Source organism: Candidatus Eisenbacteria bacterium, from assembly GCA_005893275.1.
Lineage (GTDB): Bacteria > Eisenbacteria > RBG-16-71-46 > SZUA-252 > SZUA-252 > WS-7.
Window position 1 is genome coordinate 129,430 of sequence record VBOW01000013.1, and the last position, 21,534, is coordinate 150,963.

General features: G+C 66.3%; 24 protein-coding genes. 20 read left to right on the plus strand and 4 right to left on the minus strand.

Features of this window, described 5'->3' with window-relative positions; all coding sequences use genetic code 11:
• Positions 1-41: 41 nt before the first annotated feature.
• From E6K76_01350 to E6K76_01365, 4 genes are read left to right on the plus strand one after another with little or no spacing between them, the layout of a single operon-like run.
• Positions 42-737 carry a UDP-N-acetylglucosamine pyrophosphorylase gene (locus E6K76_01350; protein ID TMQ60713.1) on the plus strand — a complete coding sequence of 232 codons (696 nt, stop codon included), beginning with the start codon at positions 42-44 and terminating at the stop codon, positions 735-737.
• Position 738: 1 nt separating this feature from the next.
• On the plus strand, positions 739-1,266 hold the full coding sequence (locus E6K76_01355; GenBank protein TMQ60671.1) for an HIT domain-containing protein: 528 nt from the start codon (positions 739-741) through the stop codon (positions 1,264-1,266).
• A gap of 18 nt (positions 1,267-1,284) precedes the next feature.
• Positions 1,285-1,704, plus strand: a complete 420-nt coding sequence (locus E6K76_01360) for a LytR family transcriptional regulator (GenBank protein ID TMQ60672.1) — start codon at positions 1,285-1,287, stop codon at positions 1,702-1,704.
• Between the two features lie 53 nt (positions 1,705-1,757).
• Positions 1,758-1,973, plus strand: coding sequence for a twin-arginine translocase TatA/TatE family subunit (locus E6K76_01365; protein ID TMQ60714.1), 216 nt, complete (start codon positions 1,758-1,760; stop codon positions 1,971-1,973).
• 23 nt (positions 1,974-1,996) lie between these two features.
• Here the strand turns inward: E6K76_01365 and E6K76_01370 are convergent, their stop codons facing one another.
• The gene (locus E6K76_01370; GenBank protein ID TMQ60673.1) at positions 1,997-2,413 is read right to left on the minus strand and encodes a GAF domain-containing protein; all 417 of its coding nucleotides are present in this window, start codon (positions 2,411-2,413) and stop codon (positions 1,997-1,999) included.
• Between the two features lie 55 nt (positions 2,414-2,468).
• Positions 2,469-4,280 carry a hypothetical protein gene (locus E6K76_01375; protein TMQ60674.1) on the minus strand — a complete coding sequence of 604 codons (1,812 nt, stop codon included), beginning with the start codon at positions 4,278-4,280 and terminating at the stop codon, positions 2,469-2,471.
• Between the two features lie 224 nt (positions 4,281-4,504).
• On the opposite strand from E6K76_01375, the gene E6K76_01380 reads away from it, so the two are divergent.
• The 4 genes from E6K76_01380 to uvrA all read left to right on the plus strand — a co-directional run bounded on the left by E6K76_01380 (position 4,505) and on the right by uvrA (position 10,760).
• A complete protein-coding gene (locus tag E6K76_01380) occupies positions 4,505-5,596 on the plus strand; it encodes a hypothetical protein (GenBank protein ID TMQ60675.1) in 1,092 nt (363 codons plus the stop codon).
• A gap of 2 nt (positions 5,597-5,598) precedes the next feature.
• On the plus strand, positions 5,599-7,029 hold the full coding sequence (locus E6K76_01385; GenBank protein ID TMQ60676.1) for a sigma-54-dependent Fis family transcriptional regulator: 1,431 nt from the start codon (positions 5,599-5,601) through the stop codon (positions 7,027-7,029).
• A gap of 327 nt (positions 7,030-7,356) precedes the next feature.
• Positions 7,357-7,743, plus strand: a complete 387-nt coding sequence (locus E6K76_01390) for a response regulator (protein ID TMQ60677.1) — start codon at positions 7,357-7,359, stop codon at positions 7,741-7,743.
• A 197-nt stretch (positions 7,744-7,940) separates the two neighbouring features.
• Positions 7,941-10,760 (plus strand): excinuclease ABC subunit A, encoded by a 2,820-nt coding sequence (gene uvrA / locus E6K76_01395; protein ID TMQ60678.1) that lies wholly within the window; start codon positions 7,941-7,943, stop codon positions 10,758-10,760.
• Here uvrA and E6K76_01400 read toward each other — a convergent pair.
• The gene (locus E6K76_01400) at positions 10,730-11,332 is read right to left on the minus strand and encodes a hypothetical protein (protein ID TMQ60679.1); all 603 of its coding nucleotides are present in this window, start codon (positions 11,330-11,332) and stop codon (positions 10,730-10,732) included. The genes uvrA and E6K76_01400 overlap by 31 nt on opposite strands.
• The gene (locus E6K76_01405; protein ID TMQ60680.1) at positions 11,329-11,775 is read right to left on the minus strand and encodes a hypothetical protein; all 447 of its coding nucleotides are present in this window, start codon (positions 11,773-11,775) and stop codon (positions 11,329-11,331) included. Before E6K76_01405 ends, E6K76_01400 begins: the two co-directional genes overlap by 4 nt.
• Positions 11,776-12,203: 428 nt before the next feature.
• Between E6K76_01405 and E6K76_01410 the strand changes: the two genes are divergently transcribed.
• The 12 genes from E6K76_01410 (at position 12,204) to E6K76_01465 (ending at position 21,532) form a co-directional block, all read left to right on the plus strand.
• Positions 12,204-13,514, plus strand: coding sequence for a signal recognition particle protein (locus E6K76_01410; GenBank protein ID TMQ60681.1), 1,311 nt, complete (start codon positions 12,204-12,206; stop codon positions 13,512-13,514).
• Positions 13,515-13,558: 44 nt separating this feature from the next.
• On the plus strand, positions 13,559-14,032 hold the full coding sequence (gene rpsP / locus E6K76_01415; protein TMQ60682.1) for a 30S ribosomal protein S16: 474 nt from the start codon (positions 13,559-13,561) through the stop codon (positions 14,030-14,032).
• Positions 14,029-14,277 carry a KH domain-containing protein gene (locus E6K76_01420; GenBank protein TMQ60683.1) on the plus strand — a complete coding sequence of 83 codons (249 nt, stop codon included), beginning with the start codon at positions 14,029-14,031 and terminating at the stop codon, positions 14,275-14,277. The genes rpsP and E6K76_01420 overlap by 4 nt, the downstream gene beginning before the upstream one ends.
• Entirely contained in the window at positions 14,225-14,791 is a 567-nt protein-coding gene (gene rimM / locus E6K76_01425; GenBank protein TMQ60684.1) for a ribosome maturation factor RimM, read from the plus strand. The genes E6K76_01420 and rimM overlap by 53 nt, the downstream gene beginning before the upstream one ends.
• A gap of 17 nt (positions 14,792-14,808) precedes the next feature.
• A complete protein-coding gene (gene trmD, locus E6K76_01430; protein TMQ60685.1) occupies positions 14,809-15,552 on the plus strand; it encodes a tRNA (guanosine(37)-N1)-methyltransferase TrmD in 744 nt (247 codons plus the stop codon).
• Entirely contained in the window at positions 15,549-15,911 is a 363-nt protein-coding gene (locus E6K76_01435; GenBank protein TMQ60686.1) for a 50S ribosomal protein L19, read from the plus strand. Before trmD ends, E6K76_01435 begins: the two co-directional genes overlap by 4 nt.
• A gap of 16 nt (positions 15,912-15,927) precedes the next feature.
• Positions 15,928-16,566 (plus strand): ribonuclease HII, encoded by a 639-nt coding sequence (locus E6K76_01440; protein ID TMQ60687.1) that lies wholly within the window; start codon positions 15,928-15,930, stop codon positions 16,564-16,566.
• A 32-nt stretch (positions 16,567-16,598) separates the two neighbouring features.
• Positions 16,599-16,979: a YraN family protein gene (locus tag E6K76_01445; protein ID TMQ60688.1), complete on the plus strand. Its 381-nt coding sequence runs from the start codon at positions 16,599-16,601 to the stop codon at positions 16,977-16,979.
• Complete coding sequence (locus E6K76_01450; protein ID TMQ60689.1) at positions 16,912-18,132, plus strand: glycosyltransferase; 1,221 nt, start codon at positions 16,912-16,914, stop codon at positions 18,130-18,132. The genes E6K76_01445 and E6K76_01450 overlap by 68 nt, the downstream gene beginning before the upstream one ends.
• Before the next feature lie 148 nt (positions 18,133-18,280).
• On the plus strand, positions 18,281-18,865 hold the full coding sequence (locus tag E6K76_01455; GenBank protein TMQ60690.1) for a cob(I)yrinic acid a,c-diamide adenosyltransferase: 585 nt from the start codon (positions 18,281-18,283) through the stop codon (positions 18,863-18,865).
• A gap of 89 nt (positions 18,866-18,954) precedes the next feature.
• Entirely contained in the window at positions 18,955-19,860 is a 906-nt protein-coding gene (meaB, locus tag E6K76_01460; protein ID TMQ60691.1) for a methylmalonyl Co-A mutase-associated GTPase MeaB, read from the plus strand.
• Positions 19,835-21,532 (plus strand): methylmalonyl-CoA mutase, encoded by a 1,698-nt coding sequence (locus tag E6K76_01465; protein ID TMQ60692.1) that lies wholly within the window; start codon positions 19,835-19,837, stop codon positions 21,530-21,532. The genes meaB and E6K76_01465 overlap by 26 nt, the downstream gene beginning before the upstream one ends.
• The last annotated feature ends 2 nt before the right edge of the window (positions 21,533-21,534 follow it).

Here is a 21,534-nt window from a genome sequence, read left to right on the forward strand (position 1 = left end):
GCTTCGCGGCGGTGGTTCTCGCCGCGGGTCTCGGCAAGCGGATGAATTCGGATCTTCCCAAGGTGTTGCATCCCGCCCTGGGGCGGCCGCTTCTCCTCCACGTGCTCGAGCAGCTCGATCCCCTGGGTCCCCAGCTCACGGTCGTGGTCGTCGGACATCGAGCCCCGCTCGTGCGCGAGGCCCTCGCAGGACGCCAGGTGCTCTTCGCGGAGCAGGTCCCGCAGCTTGGGACCGGCCACGCGGTCCAGATGGCGTGGCCCACTCTCGAATCGGGGCCGGACACGCTCCTCGTGCTTGCCGGCGATATGCCGCTGATCCGGACGGCGACGCTCCGGCGGCTCCTCGAGCGCCACCGGCGCGAGGGAAACGCGGTAACGTTTCTCTCGGGTGTGCTCCAGGATGCTTCCGGGTACGGGCGGGTCATTCGCGACGGCAGGGGAGACTTCGTGAAAATCGTCGAGGAGCGGGATGCCACGCCCGAGGAGCGCGCGGTCTCGGAAGTGAACTCGGGGATCTATTCCTTCTCCCGGGAGCCGCTCCGGGAAGCCCTCGGATTCCTCCGCGCCGACAACCGCCAACAGGAGTATTATCTGACCGACACGCTGTCCTTCATCAGGGACCGGGGGGGTAGGATCGGGGTGGAGCGGGCGTCCGATTCCCGAGAGCTCCTGGGGGTGAACGATCCCGGGCAGCTCGCGGTGGTCGAAGAGGCGTTGCGCGCGTGGAGCGCCTCCTAGCGTGGACGTGCTCTGGGCTGGGTGGCGAATGGCCTATATCAAGAAGTCGGGCGCGGAAGGCGCCTCCAAGCGGCCCTGCCTTTTTTGTGCGATGGCACGGCTCAGGCCCGGGAAGCGAAATCTGATCCTAGCGAGGACGCCCCGGGTGCTCGCGATGCTGAATCGGTATCCCTATAACGTGGGGCACATCATGGTCGCGACGCGACGGCACGCGGCCTCTTTCTCCGACGTGACGGACGAGGAGGCGCTCGAGCTGACGGAATGGCTGGGGCGGGTGGAGGTCGCCCTGACGCGCGAGTACAAGCCGCACGGCTTCAACGTCGGGCTCAACCTCGGCCGCGTTGCGGGAGCCGGGGTTCTGGGACACCTTCACTGGCACGTCGTGCCCCGGTGGAACGGCGACACGAACTTCATGCCGATGACGGCGCGCACCAAGGTGCTGCCCGAAGCGTTGGACCGGACGTACGAGCGCGTCTCGAAGGCGCTCGCCGCGATGGATCGGCGGCCTGGAAAGCGCTCGCGGCGCTGACGCGATCGAGGGACCGCCGTGTCCAAGAAGTCGCGCAACGAGTCGCCGGTTCTCGATTGGGTGCTGGGGCTCTTGTTCCTCCTGATCGCGGCGCTCGCGATGTCGGCGGCGGTTCGGGTCGGACCCCAGGCCGTCGTGAAGCCGAAGCAGCCGATCCGGATCCAGCTCTGGAACGGGAGCGGCCGGGCAGGCCTCGCCGCCGAGCTGGCGTCCTATCTGAGAGACGGCGGGTTCGATGTCTTGGAGGTGGCAAACGCGGATCGCTCGGACTATCGGGCGACGCTGGTGGTCAACCGGGGCGATAACCCCGACCCGGCGAGAGTCGTGGCCGAGTACCTGGGCACGAGCCACGTGATCCAACAGGTAGGGTCCCAGGAAATGATCGACGTCACGGTCATCGTTGGCCGCGACGCGCGGCGGTGGACCCAGCCGCACTAACCAAGGCGGTGCCTGCCTGAGCGGGCGGGCCCGGAGAGGTGACGAGTAACCCTATGTTCAATATCGGGCCGCAGGAAATGTTCATCCTCTTCCTGATCATCATCCTGCTCTTCGGAGCGAAGCGCATCCCGGAGATTGGCAGGTCGATTGGAAGGGGGATTCAGGAGTTCAAGAAGGGCATGCGTGACGTCGAGTCGGAGATCAATCAGCCCGACAAGCCGGAGCCGCCCAAGCCGCACGCGCTCGAGGAACCGAAGAAGCCGTCGTAGGGAGCGCCGGATGCCGAGGCGCCCTACGGCTCCAACGCCGCGGTCTCCAGCCACAGCGGCCTGATCGCGGCCGCGCATTCCTCGAGGCGGCGGCGGTCCTCCTCGCCGAACGCATTGAGGAGCTCGCTTTCCACGTCGAGCAAACCGACCACCGGTCCGGTCGGCTGCCCCAGGGCGGGAACGACGATCTCGGAGCGCGTCGTGCCGAGCGTCGTGAGGTATCGCGGATCCTCCGCTACATCCCCGACCGCCACGGTCGTCCGGCCTTGAACCGCGGCGCCGCAGAGACCCTGGCTCGCGGGGAACCGTGGATGAGCAGGCGCATCCGGCCCGCTCCAGGCGATGACGCGGATCTCCTCGGGAGACACATCGTAGATCCCGACCCAGCGGTAGGGGCCCATCTGACGGATCGCGGCGGCGATTCGTCTGGCCTTTCCCACCCGGTCTCCGGGAAACGAGAGGATCTCCTGGAGCCTCTTCAAGGTCGGATGTAGATCAGGCCTCGAAATAGTTCTCCCGGAAGTCTTCGATCTTGGCGCTCTTGCGGACCGCCTGGAGCCACTCGTTGAACCGTATCTGCCGGCGATCGTTCAAGAGCTTGTTCCGGATGTCCGTGGCCTGCTTGCGGAACTCCTCCTCGGTGGGCCTCGCGTGTTCTTCGACGATGGCGACCAGGGCCGACCAGGTGCCGGTGAGCGGCTGGCTCCATGTTCCCGGGGGTGTGCCGAAGAGCCCCCCCACAATTTTTGGCTCGACGCCAAGATTCCCGAGACGACCATTCCGCGTGATGCCGGCGTCGGTGCCGACGAGGCCGCGGAACCTCTTCGCGGCTTCCGCCTCGCTCATGCCGCCCTGGATCGCGGCCCGCGCCTTCGTGGCCGCATCGGTCGCCTGCGCCAGCTGGAGCGAATGGATGAGCTGTTCCCGCGCGAAGACCCGCGCCTGGGCGAGGGTTCTAAGCCCTTCCGGTTGCCGATCGATGATCTGGTAGAGATACCACCCGTTCTCGGTCGGGATGGCGTGCGAGACCGATCCGACCTTCGCCGTGAAGGCCCACTTCTCGGTTTCCGGGAAACGCTTGAATATGTCGTTGTTGCTCCTGGTCTCCCGGAAGTAGGGCGTCTCCGAGGTCGTGACCCCGGCGCGCGTGGCGGCCTTGGCGAGCCCGCTCTTGCGCGCGTCGGTGAGAAGGGCCTGGACCGACTTCCGTATCTCGCGGATCGCCTCTGCGCCGGGTTCCACGCGAAAGGCGATCTCATGGTAATGGACCATCACCTGCTTCGACTTCGGATCGATCCAACGCTTGTCGAGCCGGAAGAGATGGACCGACCGCTCCTCCTTCACGACGTCCGAGACCTGGCCGGGCTGGAGCGTCTTGAGCGCCGCCTGGAACTTCGGCCGCATGTCCGCGGCCGCGATGTCCATGGCGTCTCCGCCCCCCTGTGCCGAGCCGATCTCGGAGTAGGTCCGGGCGTATTTCGGGAAGGAATCGGGCTCCGCGACGATTTGCTCACGGATTCCGAGCATCCGCTCGCGGGCGACGGCAAAGTCCGGATCTCGGGGCCGACGCGGCACGAGCGCGACCTGGAGCTTCACTTCGGGGGGACCGGTGAACTCCTCGGGATGCGATCGGTAGTAGGTCTCGATGTCCGCGCCGCCGATCCTCGACGTATCGACCGCGAAGCTGTCGGAGGGGAAATAGACGTAGCGGACCTTGAGGGTTTCGTTCACAAGCAGGAATTGGTCCCGCACGTCCGCCACCGAGACCTTGGCGGCCGAGACGATCTGCTCCTGTAGCTTCTGTTGAGGGAGGGTTTCGGCCACATAGGCCTCGACTTGGCTCCAGGGTACCTGCGAGTTCGGGTTGTCCAACTCGGCGAGGTACTTCTTGTAGTCGAATTGTCCGTTCGTTTGGAAGCCCGGAGCCTGCACCACGAACGGCGGCGGCGCGAAGCGGATCGAAATCTTGATCTCCTCCGGGCTCGCGGTGATGCCGCGCCGGCGGACCTCCTGGGCCATCAGCTTGGACTGGACCATCTGTTGCCAGGCCTGCTCGCGGATGTAGCTGTCCTCCCCTTCACGAAGCTGGCGGCCCGCTCGGACCTGGTTCAGAATGGTTTGATACATGCCCATGAAATCCTCGTAGCGGATCGGCTCTCCGTTGATCTTCGCGATCACGCCGGCCGGCCCCGACCCCGAGGGTGGATTCAGAACCCCGCCGAGTTGGAGGATTCCAAACCCGACCAGGAAGACGATGGCGGTAACCCAGATGATCACCTTCATGTTGTCCCGCATGGACTGCATCATGGAAAACAGACCTCGATCGAATACGTGCGAAACGCGTGCGGCGCCCCGCGGGCGCCGCGAGAACCCAGTGCTTCAATCGATGAGAATATCGCGCTCCCACCCTTTCCGCAAGGGAGCCTTCGCCCGCGATGAAGAGCCTTCGGCCCGCAATTTGGGTTGACGGGGATGCGACGGCCGATGCAACGTGAACCCAGGGACGATTCGAGACATCGGGGGAACCCGCGATGCCACGTGCCGAAGCTCCCGGCACTGAACGGGAGCTATTACTCCACATCCTGGACGCGCTCGACACAGGCCTTCTCGCGCTCGACGAGGACCGGCGCATTGTCGCGATCAACGACACGCTGGCCAAGGGCTGGGGCGTGGACCGGTCCGAGATCGAGTGGCTGCCGCTCGCGGAGGTCTTCAAATCGGAATCGGAGCGGTGGTACCTGCCCGAGCGCGGGGTGCGCGGCGAGTCGGGACGCGGAACGAGGGAGATCCGCGGATCGGTGGCGGATCGCGAGGTCCTGATGCGCTACAGCGTGCGGGCCTTGGGGGACACGGGTGGCGTCGTGGTTCGTGTCGAGGACTTGGTCGACGCGGATTCCGAGGAAGAGGTCTTCCGGAATACCGAGAGGCTCATTTCCCTGGGCGAGCTGTCCGCCCGGGTCGCGCACGAGATTCGCAACCCGCTGACCGGGGTGCGCACGACGGTTCAGTTCGTCGCGTCGAAGCTCAGGGCGGGCGATTCCCGTCGCGATGATCTGAATGATGTCCTGAAGGAGCTCGACCGGATCGAGCAGATCATCACCGATCTCCTCCTCTTTGCCCGCCCCCAGGCGCCGCGTCCGGTTCCTACCGATGTCCGCGAGGTTCTCGACAAGGTGCTCGATAACCTGGCCCTGCGCTGCCAGGAGGCGTCCGTCGAAGTGGAGCGTGATTTCGACGAAGGGCTCCCGACCGTGCTGATCGATCCGGATATGGCCCAGCAGGTTTTCTTGAACCTGGCCATCAACGCGCTCCAGGCGATGCCGGAAGGGGGCATGCTCAGACTCGGGACCGGCCTCCGGAGAACGCGATACAAGAAATCCTACGTGGACGTCGTCGTAGCGGACACAGGGCCCGGCATTCCCGACGAGGTACGAGAGAAGATCTTCGATCCCTTTTTCACGACACGCTCCATGGGAACGGGCCTGGGTCTTTCCATCTCGCTCCAGATCGCGCGCGAGCACGGCGGCAACCTGACCGCACGCAACAGCGCGCAGGGCGGAGCCGTGTTCAAGTTCAGCCTCCCCGCCCTGCTTTCACAGGAAGGGGAGGAAGCCAAGGAGTAGCGATGAAACTGCGAATCCGGATCGCCGACGACGAGGAGCTGATCCGCAAGTCCCTCGTGAAGCTTCTGACCGCCGAGGGATACGAGGTCGACGCGGTCGGCTCGGCGGCCGAGGTGCTCGAGTCCGTCCGGAACGACCCGCCCCAAATCCTCGTTCTCGATCTCCGGCTCCCCGACGGCAGCGGCCTCGAGCTCCTGCCCCGGCTCAAGAGCATCGAACCCGATCTCAAAGTCGTCGTGATCACCGCCTTCGGCGATCTGCCCACGGCGGTCCAGGCCATGCGCCAGGGCGCCACCGATTTCATCAAGAAGCCGTACGAGATGCACGAGATGGTGCTGGCGATCGAGCGGCTCAAGGTCGGCATCGTGCGCGAGAACCAGCTCGATGCGTTCCGGCGCGGGGAGCTGGAATCCTTTCTCAAGACCAAGATCGTGGGCGAGGCGGCCGCCATGCGCCGGGTCTGGGATTTGGTGGGGAAGGTGTCCAAGAGCGAGGCCACGACCGTTCTCATCGAAGGAGAGAGCGGCACCGGCAAGGATCTGGTCGCCCGCGGGATCCACTTCGAGAGCGCGAGGCGCGGGGCGCCGTTTCTCGCCCTGAACTGTTCCTCGTTCCAGGAGCAGCTGCTCGAAAACGAGCTCTTCGGTCACGAACGCGGGGCGTTCACGGACGCCCGGGAGCCGAAGCGCGGTTTGGTGGAGCTTGCCGACCAGGGGACTCTGTTCCTCGACGAGATTGCGGATCTCCCGGCGGCGACCCAGGCCAAGTTTCTCCGGTTCATCGAGGACCGGACATTCAAGCGGGTCGGCGGGGCCACGGACCAGACGGTGGACCTGCGTATCGTCGCGGCCACGAACCGCGACTTGGACCAAACCGTCAAGGAAGGCCGGTTTCGCCAGGACCTCTACTACCGGCTCAAGGTGGTTTCGATCCTCCTGCCGCCGCTTCGGGAGCGCGGGGAGGATATTCAGCTCCTGACCCGGCACTTCCTCGAGCACTACAACGAAAAATTCCGGAAGCGCTTCGCGTCGATCGCTCCCGAAGTCGAAGAGGTCTTCCGCTCCTACCGATGGCCCGGGAACGTCCGCGAGCTCCGGAACCTGATCGAGCGAATCGTGCTTCTGGAGGAGGACGAGACCCTCCGCGAGGATCACCTTCCCGCCGAAATGATTGTGGAGGTGGAGTCGGTTCCGCGGGTTCTTCGCGACGCGCTCTCCGCGCGAGGTGAGGGAGAGGAGGACATGCCGACGCTCGCCGAGGTGGAGCGGGAGCACATCCTCAAGGTTCTCGATTCCACCGACGGGAACCGGTCCCGCACCGCGCGTATTCTCGGGATATCCCGGCAGAGCTTGATCGAGCGGATCAAGCGGATCGCCGCATCGCGCGAAACGCAGGCGCAGGACGACTCGACCCGCGCTCGATCTCTTCGTTAGGTCGACTCGGGCCCCTTACTCGCTGTCGCGTTTCTTGGGATGTCGCGTTTCTCGACAATCCATCGCGACACCGCAGGTCCTCTCGCAGAAATCGTTCCGCGCGGTTCTCACTCCCTCTTCCTCTGTCCATTCCCGTGACACCCTCCTCATCGCGCGCATGCTCTCGCATGCTTCGCTTTCTCCTCGAAGAAGAGTTCCTAACCATTCGCGCACGCGCGCGATGCACGAGCGATTCCGCAACACGTGCCCGATGCGTCCGGGCTGGCCCGCTTTCTGCTTTCTACTTCTAGTCGATGGACTCACATCGGTGCACAGGGGGAGGTGTGGATGCCGAAGTCCGTCCTCATCGTGGACGACGAAAAGCTGCTCGTACGCACACTCTCCAACGCACTGAAGGAGGCTGGGTACAGGATCGCGGTCGCGGGATCCGCGGAACAGGCTGAGAAGCATGTGTTCGGGGAGCAGCCCTTCGACCTGATTCTCTTGGACAACCGCCTCCCGAAAGAAAGCGGCATGGAGGTCGTGAGGCGAGTTCGGGATCGCGCGGTCAAATCGAAGGTGATTCTGATGACCGCGTATGAGACCCCGGAGGTGAAAGCGGAAGCGAAGCGGCTCAAAGTCGAGCGATATCTAAAGAAGCCGTTTGACCTGACCGTCTTGTTGGGAGAGATCCAGGATCTGATTGGCAACGCGGAGAACTCCACGGCCGGGTGAGCCGGAAGCGAATCCAACGTGAGGGGAGGTGATACCACGATGCCGGCGAAGAAGAAGGCTGGAAAGAAGAAGGCCGCGAAGAAGAAGTAAGAAGTCGCGGATTGGGCACGTCCTCGGGCCGCCTGGGTTCCTCCGGGCGGCCCCGTTTTTTCGGCCGCCGGTTTGACATACCCGGCGGGCGCTGCGAAGATCGCGTCGTGCCCAGCCCCAAGATGATCGAGGAAGCGGGTTTCGTCCGGCTTTACGGGGCCCGCCAGAATAATCTCAAGAACATCGACGTCGAGTTCCCCCACGCCTCCCTGACCGTCGTGACCGGCGTCAGCGGCTCCGGAAAGTCTTCCCTCGCGTTCGACACGATCTACGCCGAAGGCCAGCGCCGGTACGTCGAATGCGTGTCTACCTATGCGAAGCAGTTTCTGGAGCGCCTTCCCCGCCCCGATTACGACCGGGTCGATGGGCTCGCCCCGGCGCTTGCGATTCGCCAGGGTGCGGCGGCCCAAACGGGCCGGTCCACGGTCGGGACGGTTACCGAAGTCGCCGACCACCTGAGGCTCCTGCTCGCCCGCGTGGGGGAGACGGTCTGCGGCCGATGCGGGACGAAGGTCCCCCGGCACAGCGTGGATTCGGTCCTGGAGGCGATTCTCGCGCGCGGCCGCGAAGAGGTGACGCTCTGGTTCGAGCTTCCAGCCCAAGGCAGGGAGAGCGCCAAGCAGCTCTGGGGCCTCGCGCTTGCGCGGGGCTTCGTCAGGGCGAGATCGGGCTCGGTTGCGCCGCCTCGCGCGCGGGGCGCCACCGCGTCGGCCCGTCCGGGCTGGGCGCGGCTCGACGAGGCGATGCCCAAAGGTTTCGCGTCCCCGATCCAGATTTACGTAGATCGGCTCCTGCCGGCACCGGAGAACCGGACGCGTCTTCGCGAGAGCCTGGAGATCGCCTGGCGCGAAGGGCATGGGCGCGTCTTCGTGGAGCGCGAGACAGGGGAGACCCTCTGCTACCACGACGGCAGGACCTGCGAGCGGTGCGGGCGCGAGTTTCCGGAGCCCCTCCCCCAGCTCTTCTCGTTCAACAGCCCCTACGGCGCCTGCCCCGAGTGCCGCGGTTTCGGGAATATCCTGACCTTCACCCTACGTCGGGTTGTGCCCGATCCGGGGAAGTCGGTGATGGAAGGGGCGCTCGACCCATGGGCCAATTCCTGGCGCGCCCATTTTCTTCCGAAGCTGAAGGCGGTGTCCGAGCGCCACGGCATTCCACTCGACCGGCCCTTCCGCTCGCTCTCCAAGGAACACCGAAAGATCCTTCTCGACGGAGCGCCGGGATTTCGTGGGGTGTTTCCATTCCTCGAGCGGCTCCGGGAGAAGGCGTACAAGTCGAGCGCGAGATTCCTCGTGAAGCGCTACCAGGAAGCTGTCTTGTGCGCCACCTGCGCCGGCAACCGGCTCAAGCCGGAAGCGCTGGAGGTCTACGTGGGAGGCAAGAATATCGCCCAGCTGGCCGCGATGACCGTCGGCGAGCTGCGCACCTTCCTCACCACGCTTCAACTCGATTCCGCGCGCGAGCAGGTCGCGGCCACGATTCTCGCCGAGCTTCGAGGGCGGCTCGAGTATCTGGCCGAGACCGGGCTCCACTACCTCACGCTCGATCGACCCTCCAAGACCCTGTCCGGAGGGGAGGCGCAGCGAATCGAGCTGGCGAACGCTCTGGGGGGGAGCTTGAGCCACGCGCTCTACGTCCTGGACGAGCCGACCGTTGGACTTCATCCGCGTGACACAGAGCGTCTGATTCGGGTCCTGCGCCGGCTCCAGGGGCGGAAGAACACGCTTCTCGTCGTAGAGCACGACCCCGACGTCATCCAATCCGCCGACTATGTCCTGGAATTGGGACCGGGAGCGGGGGAACGAGGAGGCCGTGTGCTCTATCAAGGGCCCCGAGAGGGCTGGCCCGGACGCGACCTAGTCGCCGCGGAATGGGCCGGGGCGATCGCCGACGCGTCGTCGGAGCCCTACGGCCGCGCGAAGAAGGCGGCGTGGATCGAGATTCGCGGCGCGCGCGAGCATAATTTGAAAGGGATCGACGTGAGGATTCCTATCGGGGCGATCGTCGGCGTGTGCGGCGTCTCTGGATCCGGAAAATCTACCCTGGTCGAAGAGATCCTCTGGCGCGCCGCCGCCCGCGCCGCTGGGGAAGACCCGCCGGAGGCCGGAGCGCACGGTTCGGTGACCGGCCTCGACTCGTTCGACCGGGTCGCGCTCGTGGACCAGACCCCGGTGATGAGGTCCCTGCGCTCGAACCCGGTGACCTACGTCAAAGCGTTCGACCGGATTCGCGAGCGGTACGCCCGCACTCCGCTCGCCCGGCAGCGCGGGTACTCACCCGGGACCTTCTCCTTCAACGTGAAAGGCGGCCGCTGTGAGCGTTGCGAAGGAGCGGGAGTCGACCGGGTCGAGATGTATTTTCTCGCGGATCTTTGGGTACCGTGCGAGGCGTGCGGAGGGAGAAGGTACCGCGCCGACGTGCTCGAGGTGAAGGTGCACGGGCTCTCGCTCGACCAGCTCCTGGACAGGACGGTCGAGGAAACGCTGGCGCTCTTCCAGGGGGAGACCGAGATCCAGGAGCCGCTCTGGGTGCTCGAGCGGGTCGGGCTGGGCTACCTGAGGCTCGGACAGCCGCTCTCCACCTTGAGCGGCGGCGAGGTCCAACGGCTCAAGCTCGCGCGCGAGCTCTCCGATCGGGGCTCGGCCGCGACGCTCTACTTGCTCGATGAGCCAACCGTCGGCCTTCACCGCAAGGACGTGTTGGTGCTGCTCCGCGTGCTTCGCGAGCTGAAGCGCCGCGGCTCGACGGTGGTTCTCGTCGAGCACAACCTCGATCTTCTCGCGGCGTGCGATTACCTGATCGAGCTGGGGCCGGAGGGCGGGGAGGCTGGCGGATATCTCGTCGCGGAGGGATCGCCGGACGAGATCGCCCGGAACGAAGCCTCGCTGACGGGGCGCTATCTGAGGAAGACCGCCGCCTGCGCGTAGTCGAAGGGATGATGGCTTGGAACGGACATTCGGCCGCGGATCAGGAGCCCGAGCCGGTTCGTGGCGAGCGCCTCGAATCCCGCGTAGGCGTGCGACTTCACGTAGAAGGCCCCTTTGTAGCTCGTTCGATTGAAGCCTTCGAGCGAGGCGACCTGGACCACCGTGTGGACCCCGGGTCCGAACTCGAACAGGGGACGGATGCGCCAGCCTTGCCGGTACGACCCGGTCGGGCGAAGAAGGACATAAATGCTCACGGCCCCTTCGGTCAGCTGGCTCTTTGCCGTTCCAGTGAGCTCCCCCATGACGCTCCGCTCGAAGGGTCCGCGCTCGTTCAGGAACCTCCGGTAGGCAAAGCTACCGGTTACGTCGAAGAAACCCTGCACCGCGCCGATCCCCAGCTCGAATCGGTCCTGCTCCTCCCCGGTGCGGCCGAAGGTGGAGGTGACCCGCGGCGCCGTGGTCGTGGAATCCTGCGCCGCCGTGCAGCATGCGGAGCTCCCCAGGAGCATGATCTCCAAGAGGGCGAGGGCGAGAAACCGGGATCGGGGAGCGGCCGGTCGGCCCGCGGTCACGGAACCGCCACGTCGCTCGAAGAGATGAAATCCTCGCCGGCGGCGATGTAGCAACGGTAGTTCCCGCGAGGGACGCGCGCGCCGCGCGAATCGGTGAAGTCCCAGATGATCGGGGGCGTGCGGTACTGCCCGATCGTGGCCGCTTCCTCGCCCTCGAGCAGGACCTTGACCAGCGCGCCGTGGGCGTCGAAGGCCGCCAGGTGGACGCGGAGGGTCCGCGGCAGATAGAACGAGATCGAATAGGCCGTCGGGGTCGTGGTCCCGGGCGCGTTCACCAGGCTGGCGCATACCTGAACGTGGTCCCCCGAAGCCCCGAACTTGTCGCACACCGCCCAGGAAGTGGGTTGCGATCCGGGGAAGAACTCGAGGGGGCTGTGCACCTCGTCCGCCGAGCAGCCCAGGATGGCAATCACGAGCAGGCACGCCAGAACCCGCAGGGGCACACGCGCTCCCGTCCGGCCAAGAGAAATGGAGTCGTGAAGGGACCGCCGGCGGGACAGCCGCCGAGGAGAGCCTGGGGGGACGATCAAAGGATACGGCCTTGAGTGACTCTCCGATCGGGAAAAATGGGAGGAAGTTCCCCGCGCATCCACGTGATTCGCACGTTAAAACCTCGCAAGAAACGACCCGCTGGATAGATTAGGTCTTAGCTGCGGATTGGGCACGAGGCGGCAGGGAACTCCGCTCGCACGGATTCTTGTCGACGGCCTCCAGGCTGTCAACATATTTTCGGCGTACCGGCGCGGGAAAAACCGCAAAAGGCGGCCCGGTCCGTGTTTCTTCCCGGTTGCCCGCGGGCCGGGCGGCGTGGTACGGTTCAGCGTTTGCTTCCGGGTCGTTCGTTCCATGACAGAAAGGAAGCTCCTCCGGCGTGTTTGACGAGCTGACCACGAAGCTGGCCGGAGTGTTCCGGAAGCTGACTGGCCGCGGCCGGTTGAGCGAGCAGGACGTCAGGGACGCGGTCCGGGAAATCCGCCGGGTTCTCCTCGAAGCGGACGTGAACCTCGTCGTGGCGCGTGACCTCTGTAAGCGTGTGGAAACTCGGGCGGTAGGTGCCGAGCTTCTGCAGAGCGTCGCGCCCGGGCAGCAGGTCGTCAAGATCGTGTTCGACGAGCTGGTCTCGGCGCTCGGGGGTACTTCCGCGGCCGGAACGCAGTTTCCGTCGAACCGCGCGGCCGTGGTCCTGCTGGCCGGGCTTCAGGGTTCTGGCAAGACCACGAGCGCGGCGAAGCTCGCGAGCCACTGGAAGGAGCGCGGCAAGCGCGTCTTGCTCGCGGCCTTGGATCTGAGGCGCCCGGCGGCGGTCGACCAGCTCGAAGTGCTCGGCCGATCGATTGGGGCGCCGGTCCATGCAGACCGGAGCGCGAAGGACCCCATCCGTCTTGCCCAAGAGGCCCGGTCTCGGGCGGATCGGGAGGGCTTCGACCTTCTGATCGCGGACACGGCGGGCAGGCTCCACGTGGACGAGGAGCTGATGGGCGAAGTGACCCGGCTTCAGGAGGCGCTCCAGCCGACCGAAACGCTCCTTGTTCTGGACGGAATGACGGGCCAGGACGCGGTCCAGATCGCCGAAGCCTTCACGAAGAGCCTTCGAGTGACCGGGTTCATTCTTGCGAAGCTGGACGGAGACGCGCGGGGCGGAGCCGCCCTCTCGCTGCGGGCGGTCTGCGGCGCGCCGATCCGCTATCTGGGCGTGGGTGAGAAGCCCGATGCGCTCGAGACGTTTCACGCGGACCGGCTCGCGTCGCGCATCCTGGGCATGGGGGACGTCGTGACGCTGGTGGAGCGCGCCCAGGAGCGGCTCGATCACTCCAAGGCCGAAGCGCTCGAAAAGAAGCTTCGCAAGGAGGGGTTCACGCTCGAGGATTTTCTCGGGCAGCTTCAGGAGATGAAAAAGCTCGGTCCGCTCGACGAGCTCTTGAAGATGCTCCCCGGGGTGAAGAGCCCGACCCAGGTCAGCGACCAGGATCTCCGGCGGACGGAGGCGATCATCCAATCGATGACGCGTCAGGAGCGAAACCGGCCCCAGATTATCGACGGCAGCCGCCGCAAGCGGATCGCTCGCGGCAGCGGCACCACGGTGCAGGATGTGAACCGCCTGCTCCGGCAATTCGACCAGGCGCGAACGATGCTGAAGCGTTTCGGCGGAAAGCGCGGGCGGCTCCCGATGGGGATGTCGTAGCCGGACGCTCTCCGCCCCACGTACCACCACGGAGGAGCCGAAGAATGTCAGTCGTCATTCGCATGAAGCGGGCGGGCGCCAAGAAACGCCCGTTCTACCGCGTCGTCGTCGCGGATTCGAGATTTGCGCGCGACGGCCGCTACATCGAGCAGCTGGGTTATTACGACCCCCTGACCGAGCCGGCGAAGTTTCACGTCGATGCGGGAAGGTTCGAGCAGTGGATCCGCCGCGGCGCGAGGCCCTCGGAGTCCGTCGGGGTGATGATGGCGAAGCACGCGCCCGGGGCGCTTCGTCCGGCGCCGCTCCCCCTCGAACCCCGGCCCGAGGGGGCCGAGGTGAAGGCGCCGGAAGCGAAGCCCAAGAAGGCGAAGAAGGCGAAGGGCGTCGCCAAGGCGGCTCGCAAGGCGAAGCCGGTCACCAAGGGGAGCCAGAAGAAAGCCAAGACCCGGGCCAAGGCCAAAGCCAAGAAGGCGACCGGCGGGCCCAAGGCGAAGGCGGCGAAGAAACCGAAGAAATGAGCGATCCGGCGCGGCTCAAAGCGTTCATCGAGTATTGCGCGCGAAACCTGGTGGACCATCCGGATCTCGTGCACGTGGACGAGCGCGTCACCGGGCAAACCGCGGTTTACACCCTGCGCGTGGGACCGACCGATTTGGGAAAGGTGATCGGCAGGGAAGGGAAGACGGCGCACGCATTGCGGACGCTCCTCTCTGCGTCTGCAAGCGCCGGGGACCGGCGCGCCGTGCTCGAGATTGCCGACTGAGCGACCCGAGGAGCCGATTCTGGTGGGCTCGATCGCGCGGGCTCACGGGATCAAGGGCGAAGTTGTCGTGGACGTCTGGAGCGACGCCCCCGAGCGGTTTGCGCCGGGAGGAAGGGTCACGGCGCGCCTCGTGGGCGGCATGGAGCGGCCGCTGACCGTTCGGGCCGCGCGCCCGTTCGGGGAGCGGCTCCTCCTGAGCTTCGAGGGAGTCGCGACACGCACCGAGGCGGAGGCGCTCCGAGGCGCCGATCTCACGATCCCCCGCCGGGACGTGGCGGCGTTGCCGGACGGGACGCATTACCGCTTCGAGCTGCTCGGGCTTCGCGTCCTCACCCGCGAGGGCTCGGAGCTCGGCACGGTCGCGGACATCTTCTCGACGGGCAGCAACGACGTCATCGTCGTACGGGGTTCACGGGGCGAGACCTTGCTCCCGTTCTTGGCGAGCGTCGTCTTGTCGATCGACTTGGAGCGCGGCGAGATGACGGTGGAGGTTCCGCCCGGGCTGAGCGAGTAGCCCGCGGGGGAGCCGGAATGCGCTTCTCGATCCTGACGTTGAACCCGGGATTTTTCTCGGGGTCGCTCGATGAGGGCATGATCCGGATCGCCCGGGAAAAGGGGCTCCTGGAGGTCGTGATGGTCCCGATCCGCGACTTCACGTCCGACCGCTACGGCACGACCGACGACTACCCCTACGGGGGCGGCGCGGGCATGGTGATGAAGGTGGAGCCCATCGTGCGAGCCTACGAGAGCGTGCGCCGGCGGGCGGGCGCCGATTCGCCCCGCATGCTCGTCACCTCCCCCCAGGGGCGCCGTTTCACGCAGGGCTGGGCGCAGGAGCTCAAAGATGCGCGCGAGATCGCGGTGCTCTGCGGGCGGTACAAGGGGATCGACGAGCGGGTGATCTCGCGCCTGGGCGCCGAGGAGGTCTCGATCGGCGACTACGTGCTCTCGGGCGGGGAGGCTGCGGCGATCGTGATTCTGGACGCGGTCGCGCGGCTCATCCCGGGGGTGCTGGGGGACGCGGAATCCGCGGAGGCGGATTCCTTTTCGGAGCCTCTTTTGGACGCTCCCGTGTACACTCGCCCCGAAGAGTTCGAGGGCCGGCGCGTGCCGGAGGTATTGCTGAGCGGAAATCACGAGCGCATCCGGCTGTGGCGGCGCCGCGAAGCGCTCCGCCGAACATGGCATCGGCGTCCCGATCTGCTCCTCGGGCGCTCGCTGAGCGACGAAGACCGATCGCTATTGGACGAGATAAAGAAAGAGGAGGAACCATGAGCACGGTGGAGCGGTTCGAAAACCGATTCAAGACGGATCGGAAGATGGAGTTTGCTCCCGGCGACACGATCAAGGTCTACGTGCGCGTCATCGAAGGAGAGAAAGAGCGCTCCCAGGTCTTCCAGGGCGTGGTCACCAGCATCCGCGGAAGCGGGATGCGACAGAGCTTCACGGTCCGCAAGGTATCCGGAGGTGTCGGCGTCGAGAGGACGTTCCCGCTCCATTCCCCGGCCGTGGCCAAGATCGACCTGGCCCGCAAGGGGAAGGTTCGCAGGGCGAAGCTCTTCTACTTGAGGGGGAAACGGGGCAAGTCGGCGAAGGTCGGCGAGCGCGAGAAGCTGAACCCCGAGAGCGCCTAGACCGGGGCCTTAGGCCATGGCGCGTCGGGGGCTTGCCCGCTTCGATGACGGATTTCGCGGCCGCTGGGGTGATCTCCTCGGGGGGGTCGACGAGGCGGGGCGCGGACCGCTCGCCGGTCCGGTCGTCGCCGCGTGCGTCGTGCTTCGACCGGGGACGAAGCTTCCCGGCGTTCGCGATTCGAAGGCGATGACCGCGCCCGAGCGCGAAGAGGCGCTCGAGCGGATTCGCGTCCAGGCGGTCGCGATGGGTGTCGGGGTGGGGAGCGTGATGGAGGTCGATGCCTTCAACATCCGCATGGCCTCCCTCCTCGCGATGCGCCGGGCGATCGAAGCCCTGGGGATGACCCCCCAGGGCTTTCTTGTTGATGGGCTGGACGCGCTCGTCTGCGACGCTCCCTGCGAAGCCGTTGTGGATGGCGACGCCAAGAGCCTCGCGGTGGCGGCGGCCTCCGTCCTCGCGAAGGTGACGCGCGACGCGATGATGGACGAGCAGGCGGTGTCGTATCCGCTGTATGGATTCGAGCACAACAAAGGGTACGCGACCCCGGAGCATTGCGAGGCGCTTCGGGTCCACGGACCGTGTGGGATTCATCGAAAGAGCTTTCGCCCCGTCCGAGAGCTTCTCTTCGTGCAGGAGGTGTTGGAGGGCTTCTGAAGCGGGAAGCGCCTCGGGAACGGGGGCCGGGGATGTGGCGGGAGAGGGCGGCGCGCTGCGGCGAGAGGATCGCCGCGGAATTTCTGATGCTTCGCGGACTGGAAGTTGTGGACCGGAACGTGAGGGTGGGGCGGGGGGAGATCGATCTCGTGGCTCGCGACCGGGACCAAGTGGTTTTTGTCGAAGTGAAGTTCCGGACCGCCGGGGGGCGGGCGACACCCCTGGACGCCGTGGGCCCGAAGAAGCGGGAGGACGTGGCGAGAGCCGCGGCCGGCTACCTTTCGCGGCGGGGTTTGCTCGATCGACCGGTGCGCTTCGACGTGATCGGGATCACGTGGAGGGCTGATGGGGAAGAGCTCCTCGTCCAGCACGTATCCAATGCCTACCCGGGAGGCCGGAACCAGTTCTACTGATCCGCGCGCCGTCTCGGCCGGGAGGCGGATCCTGATCCTGCACGTCCGCGCCGGCGTGGGGCATGAACGCGCCGCCCGCGCGGTCGAGGCCGCCCTTCGCTCGCTCGACCCCACGTGCGAGCCGATCGTGCGCGACGCGCTCGATTTCTCCTCGCCATTTCTTCGCACCTTCTACGCCTCGTCGTACAACCGCCTCGTGGATCGCGTGCCCCGCGTCTGGGGCTTCTTCTACCGCCGCGCGGAGAGAATCCCCGCAAGGAGCTTCCGGCAGCGGCTCCGGTCCGCGATCCTCGCGGCGGGCTGCCGCGACTTCATAACGGCCGCCCGGCGTTTCAGGGCGGACGCCATCCTTTGCACGCAGTTTCTGCCGGTGGAGGTTTTCTCGCTCTTCCGCGAGCGCGGATTAGTCCCCGTTCCGGTCTACTGCGCGGTGACCGATTTCTCGATCCACCCGATCTGGGTCTACCCGGGGATCGACCGGTATTTCGTGGCGACCGAGGCTGCGAAAGAGGAGCTGCGCGAAACCGGAGTCGTGCGAGAGGAGCGGATCGAGGTGACCGGCGTGCCGATCGATCCCCGGTTCGCGACCGGCGTCGGCAGGGAGGCCGCGCGGCGGGAGCTCGAGCTCGATCCGGACCCCGGGCGGTTGACGCTGCTCCTGATGGGAGGCGGGTTCGGGTGGGGGCCCATGGAGGAGATGGTGGAGGTCGTGCTGCGTCTCCCGGAGACCGTGCAGGCGCTCGTCATCGCGGGGAAAAACGATGCGCTCCGGCATCGGCTTTCAGGCAGGGTGGAGGGCCAGGGGCGGAGGATCCAGATCCACGGCTTCACCGAGCGGATTCCCATGTTCCTCGAGGCGGCGGATCTTCTCGTGGGCAAAGCCGGCGGGCTCACCTCGAGCGAGGCGATGGCGCGGGGGGTGCCGATCGTGGCGCTGCGGCCGATCCCCGGCCAGGAGGAGAGGAACGTCGATTACTTGCAGGAGTCGGGAGCCGCGGTGCGGGTGCACGATCTCTTCGAGTTGAGAGTCAAGCTCGCGCACTTTCTCGCGGACCCCGCCGATCTCGAACGGATGAAGGCCAACGCGCGCGCCATCGGGCGCCCCGACTCGGCGTTCCGGGTCGCCCGGTCGATCCTCACGACATTCGCGTGATGGAACGATCCAAGAAGTCCAGGGCATTCACGTGCGCCCGCAACTCGCCCCGTCGCGAGTTGGAAGCGAGGCTTCTGCATCGGTCGGCGCGCTCGATGAACACGCGTGAGCCTTTGACACCTATCCCGCCCGGTGGTAGGATCTCTTGATGTCCAAAAGCGCCGCAAATGACGTTGCCGCAGAGGGATCGGTCGAGCCAGGCGCAGGCCGGGGAACGCGCCAAGGCGTTCTCCTCGTCATCACGGGACCCGGCAAGGGGAAGAGCACCTCGGCGTTCGGGTGCGCCCTTCGCGCGCACGGTCACGGATTTTCGATCGCGATCGTCCAGTTCATGAAAGGACGCATCTACGGCGAGTTGGATACGCTCCGCTCTCTTCCGCGAGTCGAGGTCTGGCAGTTCGGGCGGGTCGCGTTCGTCGACCCCAAGAATCCCGATCCCAAGGATCGAGAGCTCGCGCGCCAGGGACTCGACAAGGCATGGGAGATCGTACGCGCGGCGAAGCATGACCTTTTGATCCTGGACGAGATCAATGTCGTCACCGATTTCGGCCTCGTCCCGGTGGAGGAAGTCCTGGCCCTGGCGAAGGCCCGCCCGAGGTGGATGGATATGATCTGGACCGGGCGGAGCGCCCCGGGGGCCATGGTGGAGCTGGCGGACACGGTGAGCGAGGTGCGCGAGATCAAGCACCACTACCGGAAGGGAATCGAATCGCGCGCGGGGATGGAATATTGACCGCTCCGAAACGGAGCGGAGAATTGCGGTCTTCCCTGCCCTTAGCCCAGGAGTTGCTACGCGGGGACGCGCGGTCTCTAGCCCGGGCCATGAGCCTGGTCGAGAACGGCGAGCGCGGAGCGGAAACGCTCCTCGACCAGATCTATGGCGCGCGGCCGCCGGCCCCCCGCGTGGGGGTCACCGGTCCACCGGGGGCGGGGAAGAGCACGTTGGTCGCGGAAATGGCGCTCCTCTTGCGCCGCCAGGGGCGGCGGCTGGGGGTCATCGCGGTGGATCCGACGAGTCCCTATACCGGTGGCGCGATCCTCGGCGACCGCGTCCGGATGAGCGAGCTTTCCACGGACCCGGGGGTTTTCATCCGGAGCATGGCCACCCGCGGGAGTCTCGGCGGGCTCGCGGCGCGAACCGAAGAGCTGTGCGAGCTTCTCTCCGCATGGGGAAGCGATATCACGCTGATCGAAACGGTGGGCGTGGGCCAATCGGAGCTGGACGTGGCCCAGGCCGCAGACACGACGGTGGTGGTCTTGACCCCCGAGTCGGGGGACGCGATCCAATCCCTGAAGGCGGGGTTGATGGAGATCGCCGACATCTTCGTCGTGAACAAGTCGGATCACGCGGGTGCGGACCAGCTGGCCGCCGCGATCCGATCGGCGCTCGCCTTGCGCCCCACGGCCACGTGGCGTCCGCCGATCGTGAACACGGTCGCCACGGAACGGCGGGGGATCGAGGAGCTGAACGAGGCGATCGAGAAGCACCGGGCCCACCTCGGGGATCCCTCCGTGTCGCGGGGGCTCCGGCGCGAGAAGATCCGCGCGCGCCTGAAAAACGCGGTGCGCGAGAGGCTTCTCGAGGGGGCGTGGGGGCGGAAGGGCCTTGGGGCGCTTCTGGACCGTGCCGCGGATCAAGTGCTCGAGGGGACGATTTCCCCGTATCGCGCGGCGCGTGATTTGATCGAAAGGATGACGGACCATGGCGAGAGCAGCAGCCCGAACTGATACGGCGGCCAAGCGCGGGGAGCGCTCGGCCGGCCGCGGCGAAACCGAGCCCAGGCCCCGCGCGCCGGAAACGCCCGAATCGCCGGCCCCTGATCCGCTCTTCGAGACGCTCTCCGGCATCCCGGTTCAGCCGCTCTACACGCCCGACGACGTGAAACCCGGCCTCGAAGGCAGGCTGGGCAAGCCGGGGCAGTTCCCCTACACGCGCGGTCTCCACCCCGAGATGTACCGCACACGGCTCTGGACGATGCGCCAGTTCGCGGGCTTCGGAACAGCGGAGCACACGAACCAGCGCTTCCACTACCTCCTCGCGCAGGGCATGACGGGGCTATCGACCGCGTTCGACATGCCGACCCTGATGGGTTATGACGCGGACCACGCGATGGCGATCGGCGAGGTCGGGCGCGAGGGGGTCGCCATCTCCTCGCTCGAGGACATGGAGATCCTGTTCCGGGGCATCCCGCTCGACCAAGTCACGACGTCCATGACCATCAACGCGCCGGCGATCGTCCTCCTCGCGATGTACGTGGTGGTCGGCGAGAAGCAGGGCATCCCGCCCGAGAAGCTCGGCGGCACCGTCCAGGCCGATATGCTGAAGGAGTTCATCGCGCAGAAGGAGTGGATCTGTCCGCCTCGCCCGTCGGTCAAGATCTGCGTGGACATGATCGAGTGGTGCGCCGAGCACATGCCGAAGTGGAATTCGATTTCGATCAGCGGCTATCACATCCGCGAGGCGGGCGCGACCGCCGTGCAGGAGCTCGCCTTCACGATCGCAGACGGAATCGGCTACGTGGAGGAGTGCTTGAAGCGCGGCATGGACGTCGACGTCTTCGCGCCTCGGCTTTCCTTCTTCTGGGACGTCCACAACGACTTCTTCGAGGAGATCGCGAAGTTCCGGGCCGGTCGGCGCATCTGGGCGAAGCTCATGCGCGACCGCTTCGGGGCGAAGAATCCGCGGAGCTGGATGCTTCGGACGCACGCGCAGACCGCGGGCGTTTCTCTGACCGCGCAGCAGCCGCTCAACAACGTGGCGCGCGTCGCGCTCCAGGGCCTGGCCGCGGTGCTCGGCGGGACGCAGTCGCTCCACACGAACTCCATGGACGAGACGCTGGCGCTTCCCACCGAAGAGGCCGCCACCGTCGCGCTCCGCACGCAACAGATCATCGCCCACGAAACGGGCGTCACGAACGTGGTCGACCCCTTTGCGGGCTCCTATTTCCTCGAAGCCCTCACCGATCGGATGGAGGAGGAGGCTGCCGGCATCATCCGGCGCATCGACGAGATGGGCGGGATCATCCAGGCCGTGGAGCGGGGATTCCCACAAAAGGAGATCGCGGATTCTGCCTACCGGTTCCAAATGCAGGTCGAGCAGGGCCGCCGGATCATCGTCGGGGTCAACCGCTTCGGCGGCGAGGACGAGGTTTCCATTCCCGTTCTCAAGATCGATCCTGAGATCGAGCGGCGCCAGATCGAGCGCGTGCGTGCGTTGCGGGCGCGCCGCGACGCGTCGCGCTGGGAACGCGCCATGGGCTCCCTCCGCGACGCGTGCCTGAGCAACAAGAATCTCGTCCCGTACGTGCTCGACGCCGTCCGGGCGTACGCGACGCTCGGCGAAATCTCCGACGCATTCCGGGAAGCCTACGGGGTCTACCGCGAGCCGGCGGTATTCTAGGA

Coding starts and splice junctions, on each gene's coding strand:
- meaB (TMQ60691.1), top strand. CDS start 18,955: ATGAGCCTGGTCGAGAACGGCGAGCGCGGAGCGGAAACGCTCCTCGAC.
- rpsP (TMQ60682.1), top strand. CDS start 13,559: ATGTCAGTCGTCATTCGCATGAAGCGGGCGGGCGCCAAGAAACGCCCG.
- E6K76_01365 (TMQ60714.1), top strand. CDS start 1,758: ATGTTCAATATCGGGCCGCAGGAAATGTTCATCCTCTTCCTGATCATC.
- E6K76_01350 (TMQ60713.1), top strand. CDS start 42: ATGAATTCGGATCTTCCCAAGGTGTTGCATCCCGCCCTGGGGCGGCCG.
- E6K76_01440 (TMQ60687.1), top strand. CDS start 15,928: ATGGCGCGTCGGGGGCTTGCCCGCTTCGATGACGGATTTCGCGGCCGC.
- E6K76_01375 (TMQ60674.1), bottom strand. CDS start 4,280: ATGATGCAGTCCATGCGGGACAACATGAAGGTGATCATCTGGGTTACC.
- E6K76_01450 (TMQ60689.1), top strand. CDS start 16,912: ATGGGGAAGAGCTCCTCGTCCAGCACGTATCCAATGCCTACCCGGGAG.
- E6K76_01420 (TMQ60683.1), top strand. CDS start 14,029: ATGAGCGATCCGGCGCGGCTCAAAGCGTTCATCGAGTATTGCGCGCGA.
- E6K76_01390 (TMQ60677.1), top strand. CDS start 7,357: ATGCCGAAGTCCGTCCTCATCGTGGACGACGAAAAGCTGCTCGTACGC.
- trmD (TMQ60685.1), top strand. CDS start 14,809: ATGCGCTTCTCGATCCTGACGTTGAACCCGGGATTTTTCTCGGGGTCG.
- E6K76_01465 (TMQ60692.1), top strand. CDS start 19,835: ATGGCGAGAGCAGCAGCCCGAACTGATACGGCGGCCAAGCGCGGGGAG.
- E6K76_01385 (TMQ60676.1), top strand. CDS start 5,599: ATGAAACTGCGAATCCGGATCGCCGACGACGAGGAGCTGATCCGCAAG.
- E6K76_01455 (TMQ60690.1), top strand. CDS start 18,281: ATGTCCAAAAGCGCCGCAAATGACGTTGCCGCAGAGGGATCGGTCGAG.
- E6K76_01380 (TMQ60675.1), top strand. CDS start 4,505: ATGCCACGTGCCGAAGCTCCCGGCACTGAACGGGAGCTATTACTCCAC.
- E6K76_01445 (TMQ60688.1), top strand. CDS start 16,599: ATGTGGCGGGAGAGGGCGGCGCGCTGCGGCGAGAGGATCGCCGCGGAA.
- E6K76_01435 (TMQ60686.1), top strand. CDS start 15,549: ATGAGCACGGTGGAGCGGTTCGAAAACCGATTCAAGACGGATCGGAAG.